Source organism: Brevibacillus sp. HB1.3 (genome assembly GCF_013186635.1).
GTDB classification, from domain to species: Bacteria; Bacillota; Bacilli; order Brevibacillales; family Brevibacillaceae; genus Brevibacillus; species Brevibacillus brevis_D.
In genome coordinates this window covers 107,785-121,885 of sequence record NZ_JABMIT010000005.1, presented here as the reverse complement: position 1 = coordinate 121,885, position 14,101 = coordinate 107,785, and the positions used below count along the sequence as shown (strand labels likewise).

Below are 14,101 nucleotides of genomic sequence, written 5' to 3'. Positions count from 1 at the left end.
AGTGATTCTGCCGAGGATCTACTTCGGACAGCTTCGTTAAGCCATTTGACAGACTAGGGGGATGATTATGGCAGGGGTGGAGATAAACGATTTATTACGTTTCGTTTTGATTACTTTTATCATAAGTTTAGTCGTTATTTCCGTTGCTTTATTGCTTCAAAAGAAACGAGGTAATCTTGTCAATGGATTCACACTTAGCATGATTTCAGCAATTTCAGTAACCGTTTCTGGCACGAATCTTATAATCATGGGATATATCGCTGATGAATTTAATCTGAGTGGAGACGTTATGTCTACCTATATGTTTTTCATCATTGTAGGGTTAAACATCCTTAATTTCCTTTTTTACTTAAAAAAAGAATGAGAGACTCGGAAAAACTCGCATCGGCGGTGATACGAAGTTTTTCCGTTTTTTTATTTCGAATCTGCTTTTTGCAAAAAGCGGCGGATGACTTGCACGTATTCGTCTGTCTCTTCTAGATAGCCGACATGTGAGCTGTTTTCAAAGACATGGAGCTCGGCGTTTGGCACCAGAGACTGATAATAACCAGTTGATTCAGGCGTCGCTTCATCATAGCGGCCGCAAACGAACAGGGAAGGGATGTTGATTTGATGCAGCTGGGGTGTGTAGTCGAATGTTTTCAGATTCCCTGTTGGGCAAAACTCGGACGGTCCCCACATCGTCATGTACACTTCTTTGTTCGCTTTTGGTCGGCTTTCTGTCATGACCGCTGGCATTGGATCAAGGCGGCACACATGGCGCTTGTAGTATTCCTTCATGGCAGCCTGATATTCTTGTGAATCAGTTGTACCCTGCTCCTCGTGTGTGGCGATGGTTTGTTGCACATCCACTGGCAATTGCTCGATTAAACGATCTGCGTCCTGTTTCCAACGCTCAGCGCTCAGGCATGGGCTGGAGAAGATGATGCTCTGTACCCCTTCCGGCTTCGCATCCACCAAATAAGCTGCTGCCAGCATCGTGCCCCACGAATGCCCCAGGATGTGTACCTCTTTTAAGTCAAGGGCTTGTCTGATGCAAGCGAGCTCCTCCACAAAGCGTTCGGTTTTCCAAAGAGTCAGATCAGTCGGGCGATCAGAATTGCCTGACCCCAGCTGATCGTAGAAAATGACGGGTCTGTCGTTGCCTAAGACATGAAGCGTTGATTTGAGCGGATCATGGGTATTGCCAGGTCCGCCATGAAGGACGATCAGAGGCGTTTTCTCCCCTTCGCCGACACGACTGTACCATACTCTTCCGCCAGGAACTTCAATATAGTCTTCTTGCATACTCATCGATAATGCCTCCACTTCAGGTTCATACTGATCTCTCTTCTTTCAATATAGCATATGGAATTATTTTTACACTTTTTTTAGAATTGATTTAGAGCATGTTTAGACCCACTATTTATCATCACTGTATAGAAAGCGATGACAGTTGCTTTCGATAAGACTAGGAGGGATTAGCATGCGAAAAAAATGGTTGGGTATCGGCTTGTCGGTTGGAATCACAGGAGCATTGATTTGGGGATTCGGGGCTTCAGCGAGTGCGGATAGCACGACGATGGGCGTGTATGAATCAGCTCTGCATCAAACGAAGGAAGCGAAGAACATGACGGCCCACGCGCAGCTAGCGCTCACTGACAACGGAACGAAGTTGCTCACACTCGAGGGAGTTGCAAAGATCGATCATAACCAGCACATCGGGAATGTGAATGCGACTATTACAGACACGCTGGGCGAGAAAAGCATGCAAGCCTTTCTGGAAAAGGATCAAGTTGTGGTTAAAAAAGGGGATAGTAACGTTTATCGGGTCATGGAAAAAATGGATAGAAGACCCCAATCAGAAAATGACGCTGATAACAAACGCGGCGCCATGATGCATAAGCTGTTTGCTACGGTATTCGGCGATCTCGGAAAAAACGCGACCGTTGAGAATCTACCAGATGGAGGCAAGCGTACGTCGCTTCAGCTCTCCGAAGAGCAAATTCCAGCATTGATCCAGGCGGCCGGACCTATTCTCTACGATAAGCTCGCCGAACATAGTCAAGAAGCGTCTTCCTCTGAAAACCATCTATCTGTGAAGCTTCCCCGCTTGCAAGAGGATGTTCAAGTGGACCAAGTATTGCTGAACGCCAAGATCAACGAAAAAAATCAAATCGAACAGCAAGCTGCTGTGATACACCTCTCGGGAACGGACGCGTCTGGGAAAGAGCACAAGCTCCAGCTTTCTTTGGATATCCGCCTGTCCGATCTGGGTACGACCACACCTGATCGCATCGATCTTACTGGGAAGCAAGTCGAGAAGGTTTCCAATGAAGACATGAAGAACCAATGGAGAAAAGGCTGGGCGAAGCATTCCGATTCCGAGTAAACCATGACTGCAAAGGGGGAATGAACCATGTCGATCAAAACAAGACTTTTGCTATCCTATATTGCCATGATTATCATCCCCCTTGTTTTGTTTGGATTGGTGGCATCGGGATTGGCGAATTACTTTTGGGGGGAACGAGAAGCAGGCAAACCGTTCCTTCGTGATACGCTCAATAAACGAGACGAGTTGTTTGCTGGTGTCACATTCATGGCTAAATACGCGCCCAATCAATTGACGAACCAGAAGATGCTAACAGAGACGGATGCGGAGCTACAAGCAGTTGGCGGTGCATTAATTCTGACAAAGGATGATCATGTGCTATTTGTTTCCCCGTCGATTGATAGCGCTGACGTGCCTGATTATTTGCAGGATCAACCGGATCAGGGGCATATGCATAGCTGGAAGCCGTTTAAACAGGACGGCTACACGCTTGATACGTACGAGTTTACTTTTGTTGATCAAAGTAAAGGAAGGCTCTACTTCCTTGCGAATTCTTCCCCATATATGCAGACAGGCATTTATTTTTTTAGTGCATTGATTCTCAGTCTTCTAACGATAGTGGCGCTGACGAACGGTGTATTAACATTTCTTGTTTCACGCAGTATCATTCGACCTTTGTACGCCTTAAAGCAGGCAGCGAACGAAATCAAAGAAGGCAATCTGGAGCGTCCTGTTCAACTCTATCGCAAAGATGAGCTGGGAGAGCTGGGAGAAGCATTTGAAGAGATGCGCAGCAGATTGTATGATTCTATCCATTTGCAGCTACAGTATGAGGAAAATCGCAAGCAACTAATTTCTAGTATCTCCCATGATCTAAAAACACCCATCACAGGAATCAAAGCATGTGTGGAAGCGGTGCAGGAAGGGATTGCGGATACGGAAGCGAAGCGGGAAAAATATATGAAGATGATTGCCATCAAATCAGAGCAGATGGACCGTCTGATTGATGAGCTGTTTTTATTCTCGAGACTGGATTTGAACAAGCTTCCCTTTCACTTTGAAGAAGTCGATATGCGAGCATATATGGCAGAGTTTGCCGAAGAGCTGCGACTAGACCCGCGAATGCACGGCGTATCTATTCGCTATGACGAGCATAAGGGAAGTCCGATTCCAGTCATGGCTGATCAGGAAAAACTCCATCGTGTGCTCATGAATATCGTGGACAATAGCTTGAAGTACTTGAACAAGGATGAGAAGCTGATTCGATTGGAAGTGGAGAAAGCCAACAGTGAAGTGCTAGTGGCAATCTCCGACAATGGAACAGGGATTGAAAAAGAAGCAATGCCCCATATTTTTGACCGCTTTTATCGGGAGGACCCTGCACGTAATTCGGCCATGGGAGGAAGCGGTCTTGGACTCGCCATCGTCAAACAAATTGTGGAGGGGCACGGTGGTCGTGTATGGGTGGAGAGTGAGAGTGGACGCGGGACCCGTATTTGTTTTACCTTGCCAGATATCAAGAGAGTCGGGGGTAACACGGAATGAAGCACATTTTAATCATTGAAGATGACACGGTGATTGCAGAGGTGCAAAAGGATTACTTGGAGGCAAACGGCTACTCGGTCGATGTTGCTACTTCCGGCGATAGGGGTTTGCAAAAGGCATTGCAAGAGGAGTATGACCTCCTGATTCTAGACCTGATGCTCCCCATCGTGGATGGCTTCGAAATCTGCAAGCAAGTCCGGAAAGCCAAAAATATTCCCATCCTGCTCGTCTCTGCGAAAAAGGAAGACATCGACAAGATCCGTGGCCTGGGTCTAGGTGCCGACGATCATATCAGCAAGCCTTTTAGCTTGGGAGAACTGGTAGCGAGGGTCAAAGCCCATCTGGCCCGTTACGACCGTCTCGTTTCCGATTCCAAACCGCATACGGCAAAAGAGGAGATCAGGCTTCGTGGGATTCGCATCGACAAGCTGGCGAGGAGAGTTTATATCAATGGAAATGAAGTAGCTTTCACTTCCAAGGAATACGACCTCCTGCTCTTTTTGGTAACCCACCCTAACTGGGTATTTAGCAAAACGGAGCTGTTTGAAAAAATTTGGGGTCTCGATTCGTACGGGGATATCGCGACGGTGACCGTGCATATTAGCAAGCTGCGGGAAAAAATAGAAAGTGATCCGGCTAAGCCGCAATACATCGAGACGGTGTGGGGTGTCGGTTATCGCTTTTTACTATAGTAGTAGAAATGAGACATACATCAACACTTGGGTATTTCGTACCAAGTGTTTATTCTGTTTCCCATAAATCGACAAACTTAGGTAAAATAAATGGCAGATGTCGAATAGTGTGTAGGAATGCGAGCTAAGGGAGACACAGAATATGGAGAGAAAAATCAAAATCCTCGGAACAGGGAAATACTTGCCCACTCGGCGAGTGACAGCAGCAGAACTGGAAGAAAAGCTGGGACTTGCAGCTGGATGGGTAGAGAAAAAGTCCGGGGTAAGCGTCAGACATTTTGTGACGAATGAAACGGCAGCACAGATGGGAGCCATCGCTGCTAGGCGTGCTATAGAAGCGGCGGGACTTTCCCTTCACGATATCGATTGTATCGTATGTGCAAGCGGAACGGCGCAGCAGGAAATCCCATGCACGGCTGCTTTGATTCAAGAAGAGCTTCAACTAAGCAAATCAGGCATTCCCTGCTTTGATATAAATGCGACATGCCTCAGCTTCGTCACTGCGCTGGATGTGATGTCGTGCCAGATGGCGGTTGGTATTTACGAGCGAGTCTTGATCATTTCATCAGAGATATCCTCCGCAGGTTTGAATTGGGAGCAAAAAGAGAGCTGCGTGCTGTTCGGAGATGGATCTGCGGCTGTTGTCATCGGCAGGACGCCAGAAACAGAAAGCTCCCGCATCTTGGGTTCAAGCATGAAAACATATAGTGAAGGCGCGCACTATTCCGAAATAAGGGGTGGCGGCACGCTGATCCACCCGAGACAATTTGCGCAAGGAAGAGAAGCGGACTTTGCATTTGATATGGATGGACGGAAAATTTTTCGCCTGACCTCGCAGCTGATTACCGGATTCGTGGATCGTTTGCTGTCGTCAGCCTCCGTAACCAAGGAGCAAATCCGTACCGTTATTCCTCATCAGGCCAGTGGGATGGCGATGCGGATCATGGCGGGCAAGCTCGGATTTAGCGACCAGCAAATGGTGAACATTTTGGCGGATCATGGAAATGTCATTGCAGCTTCGATTCCGATGGCGCTGCATGAAGCGATTGGGCAGAAACGAGTACAGCGAGGCGATCACCTGATGCTGTTGGGCACATCTGCTGGCTTGTCTCTCGGAGGAATTGTGCTTGAATACTAAACAATCAGTCTTGCTGACAGGAGGACGAGCTCCAGCTACGTTAGAGCTGGCGCGCTTGCTGGGTTCTGTGGGACACCGAGTCATTGTAGCGGAGAGTGCGCGGCGACATTTATGCCAGCACTCTCGTTATGTAGAGCGATCCTACCAAGTGCCTCCACCCCGACAGCAGCCCGATGCTTATATCGAAAAGCTGTGTGAAATCATGCAGCGTGAGGGTATCGATTTGTTGATCCCGACTTGCGAGGAGATCTTTTACGTATCGCAGGGGCGGGATCGATTGCTTGACTATGGTGAAGTGCTTGTGGAAGGAATCGAGGTATTGCGTTCGTTGCACGACAAATGGCTTTTTGCCGAAATGGCGCGCGAGGTGGGAGCACTGGTCCCACAGACGGTTCGGGTACAATCTTCGGCTCAATTGCGGGAGGCCATGCTACAAGCCGGGGGACCTGTGGTGCTGAAGCCCGTCTATTCTCGTTTCGCAGCTCATGTACAAATCGTAGCTGACCCGTTATCTGCGGTAGGGCAGTCCTCACTGCCCGAACCGACAGTTGAGCAACCATGGCTAGTTCAACAGTTTATAAAAGGGAAACAGGTGTGCAGCTACGCGGTTGCTCTGGATGGAAAGCTCACCTTGTACGCCGATTACGAAACAACACATACAGCAGGGCAGGGTGCCTCGATTTACTTCGCCTATTCAGACCATCCACAGGTAAGAGATTTTGTTAGTCGCTTTGTGCAACGGCATACGTTTCATGGACAAATCGCTTTTGATTTCATTGAGAATGAGCAGGGAGAGCTTTATGTGATTGAGTGCAATCCACGCCTGACAAGCGGTGTTCATTTGTTTACAGGACAGCAAGAGGCGGCTACTGCCTATTTTTCTGATCGGGGAAAAACCGTTGTTCCTGCTGGAAAGCAAGCTTGCATGCTAGGGATGGCGATGCTGACATACGGTCTTGCTGGCATGACAAATGGAGAGAAGGCAAAGCGTTGGGTGAGCGACCTGCTTTCTGCAAGGGATGTTCTGTTTAGGTGGGATGATCCACGGCCTTTTTTTGATCAATTCACCATGCTGGCAGATTTGGCTTGGCAGAGCTTTCGAACGGGAAAAAGCATGATCGCTTGCAGTACGAGCGATATCGAATGGAACGGAGAAGAGGCGTAAGGACGTGAGGAAGAAATGAACAAGCGAGTTCTAGTAACAGGGGCGACAGGGTTTCTCGGACAGAAGCTGGCTACACGACTGCATGAAATGGGCTATGACGTAACAGCGCAAGGACGAGACGAGCGAATCGGCCAGCTATTGCAGGAGCGAGGCATTCGATTCCTTCGGGCAGACCTAAGAGACAGAGAAGCCATGGTGAAGGCTTGCCGCGATCAGGACATCGTGCAACACGCTGCTGCTTTTTCCTCCCCGTGGGGAACGTACCGTGACATGTACGAGACGAATGTGACAGGAACCATTCATGTCATCGAGGGCTGCAAGCGGCACGGCACCCAGCGTCTGGTTCATGTATCGACGCCAAGTATTTATTTTGCTTTTGACGACAAGCTGGGAATCCGCGAAGATGAGCCGATGCCCGTCCGGTTTGCCAATACATACGCACAAACCAAATACCAGGCGGAGCTGGAAGTCGACAAGGCGTTTCTTGCAGGACTACCGACGGTTACGATTCGTCCGCGGGCCTTGTTTGGCCCAGGAGACAATGCAATCCTTCCCAGATTGATCCGCGCCAATGAAAAGAAATTCGTTCCGCTGATCGACGGAGGCAAGGCGCTCATTGATTTGACCTATGTGGAAAATGTCGTGGACGCGTTGATCTTGTGCATGGATTCTCCAGCGCACACATTGGGACAGGCTTACAACATTACAAATGGGGAGCCAGTGACGATGATCAAGGTGTTGTCAGATGTGTTTCGGCGCTTGGGGGTTCCGCTGAAAACGCGCGAGCTGCCATATTGGAAGGCGTATGCCGCAGCTTGGGTGCTGGAGACACTCTCCAAGACCGTTTTGGGCTATCGCGAGCCGGTTTTGACTCGTTACTCGGTCGGTGTGCTCGCCAAATCACAAACCTTGGATATCTCAAAGGCGAAGCGCGATCTGGGCTATGAACCGCGGGTGAGCATTGCCCAAGGCATCGAGACCTTTACAGAATGGTGGAGGACGCAGGATGGACGTTAAACTGACGCTGATGGACACGGGCTACTGCCAGCAGCTCGAAATGTTTTCACGAAAAGGCGGCCGGATGAAAAACATTCCGTTTCACGCCATCGCAGGGCTTATCGAGCATCCCGTCCACGGATTGCTGCTCTTTGATACGGGCTATTCACAGCGCTTTTTTGAAGCCACGAGCAAGCTTCCTTATTCGCTGTACGGCAAAATAACGCCCGTATTATCGGAGGCACATGAGAGTATTGCTGAGCAGCTCGCAGCACGCGGAATCCAAACGACAGATATAGCGGGTATTCTCATTTCCCATTTTCATGCAGATCATATCGGCGGTTTGCGTGATTTTCCGCATGCGCGAATATACTGCTTCGAGAGTGCCTATAACCACGTGAAGGGAAAGACGGGGTGGGCGGCGCTGCGGGAGGCGTACTTGCCTGATTTGATGCCTGACGATTTCGAAGAGCGGGTGACTTTCATTGATCGAGGAGGGCCTGTGGCATTGCCTGAAGCTTATGCGCCATACACCGAAGGCTACGATTTATTTGCTGATCAGAGTCTGTACATCGTCGATCTGAACGGACATGCAATCGGGCAATTTGGTGTGTTCCTGCGCGATCGGGATCATGGGGATGTATTTTTGTGCGCGGATGCTGCTTGGTCGAGTGAAGCCTATCGCGGCAACCTGTTGCCTCATCCACTGGCTATGTTGATCATGGCGGATCGACAAGCGTATCGGAAGCATTTGCACAAGCTGCATGTGCTATCCCGCCAACGTCCCGACATGAAAATCATGCCGACACACTGCGGGGAAGTCTGGCAGGCCAGCAGAGGAGCGTTCACATGGAGATCATGACGATCTTGAAGCAGTATGTAAAAACGAAGTGGCTTGCCCGTCGGTTTTCCTCGCGTGAGCAGCTGGTGAAATGGCAAGAAGCGCAGGTCAGAGCAATGTTGACGCGCATTTTGCCAGCCTCTCCTTTTTACCGAAAGAGGTTGGGAACGCCAGAACGCTGGAGACAGATGGAGCCAATCGATAAAAAGAGCATGATGGACCATTTTGACGAGCTGAATACTTACGGGATCAAGAAGGAAGAAGCATTTGCGATTGCACTGAAAGCAGAAACGACACGCGATTTCACTCCCCAATTAAACGGCGTGACCGTAGGCTTGTCATCTGGGACATCTGGTAATCGCGGGCTTTTTCTCGTGGGACCGCAGGAACAGGCGAAATGGGCAGGGGTGATTTTGGCGAAAGCACTGCCTGGTCAGTTATGGTCGACGCATCGGATTGCTTTTTTCTTGCGAGCGAATAGCAACCTGTATACGGCGGTCAACAGGCGTCGCATTCAATTCTCGTTCTTTGATTTGCAAATACCGCTCGATCAGCACCTTGAACATCTGAACCAGTATCAGCCGACGGTGTTGGTTGCGCCAGCCTCGATGTTGAGAATGCTCGCGACTGCACAGCGTCAGGGGAAATTGCGGATATCCCCGATCAAGGTGATCTCGGTGGCGGAAGTACTGGACCCGTTGGATCAAACGTACATCGCAGAAGTGTTCGGGCAGATCGTGCATCAAATTTATCAATGCACAGAAGGTCTGCTTGCGGCGAGCTGCTCACACGGGACGTTACATGTCAATGAAGACCTCGTGGTAGTGGAAAAGGAATATCTCGATGAGAAAAAGGAGCGATTCTTTCCGATCATCACAGACTTTTCCCGGACGACACAGCCGATTATCCGTTATCGATTGAACGACATTTTGACGGAAAAGCGCACACCATGTCCATGCGGCTCGGTGTTTATGGCGCTGGAATCGATTGAGGGCAGGGCAGATGATCTGTTTGTTTTTCGCCATGAAAACGAAGCGCGTTGGATATCGGTCTTTCCTGATTTCATTCGGCGTGCCGTCATTACCTCGTCTGATGCGATTGAAGAGTATACGGTACGGCAGCTGAGCTACGAGCAAGTCGAGGTAGCACTGCTCATGAAGGATGGGGAGGGACCGTCCATGCGTGAGCGGGAACGAGTACGCCATAGTCTTGAGCGAGTCATTGCCGATCAGCAAGGACAATTGCCTGCGATTGTGTTTGCACCGTACGAGCTGAATCTCGGTACGAAAAAATTGCGGCGGGTAGAGAGGATGTTTGTTCTAGGTGAGCAGGCCATTGATTGAATGGTATGAAGGGACTTCGGCGGGGCAAATCCCTTGGGAACAGGCGCAGGATGCCGACTACGTCAAAAGTTACCTGTTGCCCATGATGACGGAACCACCCTCCCGCTATGTGCAAAATGTACAGACGCGTATGGATGCACTCCGTGTAGGTGATCGGATTATGCCCATAACGGTGAACGATACCGAGTACGATAATTCGTATGTTAGTTCGGTGTTTACCCATTACGTGACGTATGCGAAGGAAGAGCTAGGCATGCTCGGTTCAGCGGTGTTGAGGCAAGTACTGTCGACTGTACTAACAGGGCTTGGACGCTGGATGAAAAAAAGCCAATGCAACAAAATGGTCATCGTCAACAACTGGCTGTTATCGACGAATCTGTATCATGATGTGCGTGCAGATGAAGTGAAGGACATCACGGAAAGCTGCATCCAAAAGTTCCCTAGTCATATCATCGCGTTTCGATCTGTTTGTCGCAGGCTGTATCCGGATTTTCACAAGGGGCTCGTAGAGAAGGGCTATCTCATGGTCCCCAGCCGCTACGTCTACCTTTTTCATCCCGATTGGCCCGCACAGGGCAAGTGGCGGGTCCGCAATACGCTCAACCGCGATCGAAAAATGCTTGCCAAATCGGGCTATCGTATCCTACGTCATGAGGAGCTGGGAGAACAGCATGTCGAGCGAATCGTCGCTTTATACAACGCGCTGTATCTGGATAAATACTCGCGGCATAATCCACAGTTTTCGGTGGAGTTCGTCCAACTCGCGATGCACAAGAGGACATTGACCCTCATCGGCTTGGAGAAAGGCGGACAGCTGGACGGCATTCTTGGCTATTTTGAACGAAATGGTGTGATGACGACACCGCTATTCGGCTATGATACGACGCTCCCCAAAGAGACCGGGCTGTATCGGATGCTGTCGTGCCTCTTGGTACAAGAAGCACAGAGCAAGGGCATCCTGCTCCATCAAAGTGCGGGTGTAGGTGCATTCAAAGCGGACAGGGGGGCCGAGGGAGAGCCGGAATATACAGCGGTGTATGTTAAACATTTGCCGTTTTATCGTCGAGCGGTCTGGAAGGTGCTCACTGTCTTGCTGAATCAAATCGGGATCAAGATGGTGGAGAAGTACCAACTGTAAACCATTTGCACACTTCGGCCCCCATCGAACTAACCGTCAGGTACACTGCATGTAAGAAGAAGCAAGTAGCATGCCTGAAACGGGGGAACAATGCCATGAATCGAATTTTGTTCGGGATACTTGTCGTCGTGACGACATCATTGATGGGTTCGTCTTTTGCGGTAGGAAAGATTGGATTGGCCTATTTTTCACCATTGCTGCTGGTAGGACTGCGTTTTACGCTGGCAGGACTGATCATGGGAGCATGGGTATGGAAAAAGCCGCTCCCGAAGTCGGCAGGTGACTGGGGGAAGCTGTGTCTGATCGGATTTTTGCAGACGGCAGCCGTCATGGGGTGTATCTTTTTGAGTCTGCGTACGATCACAGCGGGTGAATCCTCGATCCTGACGTTTATGAACCCACTGCTTGTGGTCATCTGGGGCACATTGTTTCTCGGAATAGCCTATCGACTGACGCAATGGGCGGGGGTTCTGATTGGACTGGTAGGGGTGTTCATCACGCTTGGCTTCCATCTGCAATGGGAGACGGGAACGCTGTTTGGGATCGGGTCCGCTCTTGCGTGGTCAATGGCTACGATTCTTGTTAAAAAGTGGGGAGTCCGCTTCCATGTGTGGGTGCTGACAGCTTATCAGATGCTGTTCGGAGGAATTCTACTCCTTGTGATGGGGGTCACGCTCGAAACGCCGAAGCTGATTGTGACACCGACCGCTGTGTTTGTCGTCCTATGGCTCGCGATCATGGCTTCCATTGTGCAGTTTGCGACGTGGTTTTACTTGCTGAATCACGGAGACCCGGGCAGGACGAGTGCTTTTTTGTTCCTCGCTCCGTTCTTCGGTGTTTTGTCAGGGTGGGTGTTGCTGGGTGAAGTCGTGCAATGGCATGTGTATGTGGGAGGGTTGTTGATTTTCGCAGGGATTTTCTTGGTGAACTGGACGTTTGCTCCACGCAGGCAAGTCAGTGAAAAAGCACAGCTGGCAGAGTAGCTAGCTGTGCTTTTTGCATTCATCTACTTGTAGTCCGAACTCGGTCATAAAACCAGTGCTGCCTAGCGGCGTGACACGGACTGCCCTCCCTCCTGGCACTCGCTCGATCCAGCCAAGCTCAAAAAATCGGTTGGTGAGTGAGGCTCCGAGGCTACCTGCCAAGTGATGGCGACGCTCGCTCCAATCCAAACACGGACGGGCAAAGCGACGTCTGCTCTTTGGTTTGACCACAAGGTCTACGCCGAGTGATTGCAGCTTGATTTTTCCCGTTTCACTGAGCACGTAGTCTTGATCGGATGCCTCGATCAACTGCATCTCCAGCATTTTCTGCGTCAGGGCAACGCCTACTTCACCAGCGAGATGGTCGTAGCAGGTACGCGCATAGCGGATGGCTCGCAATTGGTCAGACTCGCGCAAGGAACGAACCGGCTTAGGTGCAGCGATCGTCATTAACGATTCCAGGGCATGGGCGACATCAGGGCTGGCTAGGCGATAGTAGCGATGTCGACCGTGTGACTCGCTGACCAAAAGACCGCCTTCCACCAGCTTTGCCAAATGCGTGCTTGCCGTTTGGGGGGTGATTTTTGCGTTTCGTGCGAGTTCACTGGCGGGGAGTGCCTTGCCGTTCATCAGGCTGACCAGGATGGAGACGCGGGATGGTTCTCCTATGAGGGACGCGACCTCTATAATATTCGGGCTGGTACTCATCAGACAGCGGACCTCCTCCATCATTTTTTATCTTCTATCAATGACTCTAGCAGAATCTTACAGCTAAAAAAACTAGAGATGTTCGCGAAAAGCAGAAGACAAAGGATGGACTGCCGCTGTCTAACAGCTATACGATTTACTTCGCGGTAATGCTTTCACCTTGACGCGGATTCAATCCGTTCTCCCACTGCACGCGAATGGATTTGCTATGGAACAAATCCTTGCCGTCAGAGACCTGATAATGCAGATGAGGCTCGCTGGAATTGCCAGAGTTGCCGCATAGCCCAAGCAAATCCCCTTTCTCCACACGATCGCCAACCTTTACCTTTGCGGAGCCTTCCTTCAAATGGGCGAAGTAGCTGAATTCCCCATTGCCATGATCGAGGATGACGACATTACCAGCGGGCTCTTGTGCGTTCATCGTTCCGACAGGGACATTATCCTTGAGATCATGGACGACATGCACGACAGTTCCTGCCTGCGGTGCGTGTATTTCTTGCCCGAATGCGAAATAGCTCTCGTTTTTCGCAGGGTCCCCCTTGTAGGATAATCCGTCTTTTACCTGAATCAGATCGTATGCATAGCGTTGGCTCTCCACCGCGTAGTGATAGTTTGAAAGGACATTCTGACCTCCCCAAAACACATACCACTCACCTGTAAACGGTGCGCTATACGCCAGCTTTGTCAAAGCATTGTCGGTGTCAGGGTAGTTTTGCAGCGGCTTTAATAAAACACCCGTAATGATCCCTTTTTCATCCGTCGTAAGGACAAGGCCTCGTTTGGCGTCCTGATCTACCCAGGTACCATAATAGCTGCCGTTTACGGTCGTGTGGGAATGCTGATTCCACGACTTCACCCCCGAGCTAAAAGCAGTATACCCTTCTACAAACTGCGTTTTTGAAACCTGCTGTTTGAATGACGGGCTTGTTTGCTCATATACCTCCCCTATTTTTCCGTGAAGGAGAGCTTGCACAATCGACTCCGCTTGATCCGTCATCGTCTTTGCACCTTCTTTTTTCTTTGTGGGGGATTCAGTAGTAGAGGGGATTGCGGTTGCCTCTGATTGCGCAGCACATCCTGTCAAAAGAATTGCTCCTACAAGTGAAATCCAAACTTTTTTCATGTCGCCACTCCTATCTTGTTCTAAGCGCTCGTTTTATTATAGAAAGCCACTATTATCGGACATGAAACGCTGGCTTACAGGATGCTTAAATCTGTCGCGGCAAAATTATGATTCCGTT

At 49.9% G+C, this 14,101-nt stretch carries 14 protein-coding genes; 11 read left to right on the top strand and 3 right to left on the bottom strand.

Annotated features, from left to right (window positions below):
• The first annotated feature begins 67 nt into the window (after positions 1-67).
• Positions 68-364, top strand: a complete 297-nt coding sequence (locus HPY31_RS13425) for a hypothetical protein (RefSeq protein WP_172141131.1) — start codon at positions 68-70, stop codon at positions 362-364.
• Between the two features lie 50 nt (positions 365-414).
• Here the strand turns inward: HPY31_RS13425 and HPY31_RS13420 are convergent, their stop codons facing one another.
• Positions 415-1,293 carry a proline iminopeptidase-family hydrolase gene (locus HPY31_RS13420; protein WP_172141130.1) on the bottom strand — a complete coding sequence of 293 codons (879 nt, stop codon included), beginning with the start codon at positions 1,291-1,293 and terminating at the stop codon, positions 415-417.
• Positions 1,294-1,465: 172 nt separating this feature from the next.
• Between HPY31_RS13420 and HPY31_RS13415 the strand changes: the two genes are divergently transcribed.
• The 10 genes from HPY31_RS13415 (at position 1,466) to HPY31_RS13370 (ending at position 12,152) form a co-directional block, all read left to right on the top strand.
• Positions 1,466-2,371 carry a hypothetical protein gene (locus tag HPY31_RS13415; protein WP_172141129.1) on the top strand — a complete coding sequence of 302 codons (906 nt, stop codon included), beginning with the start codon at positions 1,466-1,468 and terminating at the stop codon, positions 2,369-2,371.
• 27 nt (positions 2,372-2,398) lie between these two features.
• Positions 2,399-3,856, top strand: coding sequence for a sensor histidine kinase (locus HPY31_RS13410; protein WP_172141128.1), 1,458 nt, complete (start codon positions 2,399-2,401; stop codon positions 3,854-3,856).
• The gene (locus HPY31_RS13405; RefSeq protein WP_087343121.1) at positions 3,853-4,548 is read left to right on the top strand and encodes a response regulator transcription factor; all 696 of its coding nucleotides are present in this window, start codon (positions 3,853-3,855) and stop codon (positions 4,546-4,548) included. The genes HPY31_RS13410 and HPY31_RS13405 overlap by 4 nt, the downstream gene beginning before the upstream one ends.
• Positions 4,549-4,690: 142 nt before the next feature.
• Positions 4,691-5,686 (top strand): beta-ketoacyl-ACP synthase III, encoded by a 996-nt coding sequence (locus HPY31_RS13400; RefSeq protein ID WP_172141127.1) that lies wholly within the window; start codon positions 4,691-4,693, stop codon positions 5,684-5,686.
• Positions 5,676-6,851, top strand: a complete 1,176-nt coding sequence (locus HPY31_RS13395; RefSeq protein WP_172141126.1) for an ATP-grasp domain-containing protein — start codon at positions 5,676-5,678, stop codon at positions 6,849-6,851. Before HPY31_RS13400 ends, HPY31_RS13395 begins: the two co-directional genes overlap by 11 nt.
• A gap of 15 nt (positions 6,852-6,866) precedes the next feature.
• Complete coding sequence (locus HPY31_RS13390; RefSeq protein ID WP_172141125.1) at positions 6,867-7,868, top strand: NAD-dependent epimerase/dehydratase family protein; 1,002 nt, start codon at positions 6,867-6,869, stop codon at positions 7,866-7,868.
• A complete protein-coding gene (locus HPY31_RS13385) occupies positions 7,858-8,709 on the top strand; it encodes an MBL fold metallo-hydrolase (RefSeq protein ID WP_172141124.1) in 852 nt (283 codons plus the stop codon). Before HPY31_RS13390 ends, HPY31_RS13385 begins: the two co-directional genes overlap by 11 nt.
• The gene (locus tag HPY31_RS13380) at positions 8,697-10,031 is read left to right on the top strand and encodes a F390 synthetase-related protein (protein ID WP_172141123.1); all 1,335 of its coding nucleotides are present in this window, start codon (positions 8,697-8,699) and stop codon (positions 10,029-10,031) included. Before HPY31_RS13385 ends, HPY31_RS13380 begins: the two co-directional genes overlap by 13 nt.
• Entirely contained in the window at positions 10,024-11,169 is a 1,146-nt protein-coding gene (locus HPY31_RS13375; protein WP_172141391.1) for a GNAT family N-acetyltransferase, read from the top strand. The genes HPY31_RS13380 and HPY31_RS13375 overlap by 8 nt, the downstream gene beginning before the upstream one ends.
• Before the next feature lie 95 nt (positions 11,170-11,264).
• Positions 11,265-12,152, top strand: coding sequence for a DMT family transporter (locus HPY31_RS13370; protein ID WP_172141122.1), 888 nt, complete (start codon positions 11,265-11,267; stop codon positions 12,150-12,152).
• On the opposite strand, the gene HPY31_RS13365 is transcribed toward HPY31_RS13370, so the two are convergent.
• Both HPY31_RS13365 and HPY31_RS13360 read right to left on the bottom strand, forming a co-directional pair.
• Positions 12,153-12,860 (bottom strand): ArsR/SmtB family transcription factor, encoded by a 708-nt coding sequence (locus tag HPY31_RS13365; RefSeq protein WP_172141121.1) that lies wholly within the window; start codon positions 12,858-12,860, stop codon positions 12,153-12,155. It lies immediately after the preceding gene.
• 136 nt (positions 12,861-12,996) lie between these two features.
• Positions 12,997-13,983, bottom strand: a complete 987-nt coding sequence (locus tag HPY31_RS13360) for a M23 family metallopeptidase (protein ID WP_172141120.1) — start codon at positions 13,981-13,983, stop codon at positions 12,997-12,999.
• Between the last annotated feature and the right edge of the window lie 118 nt (positions 13,984-14,101).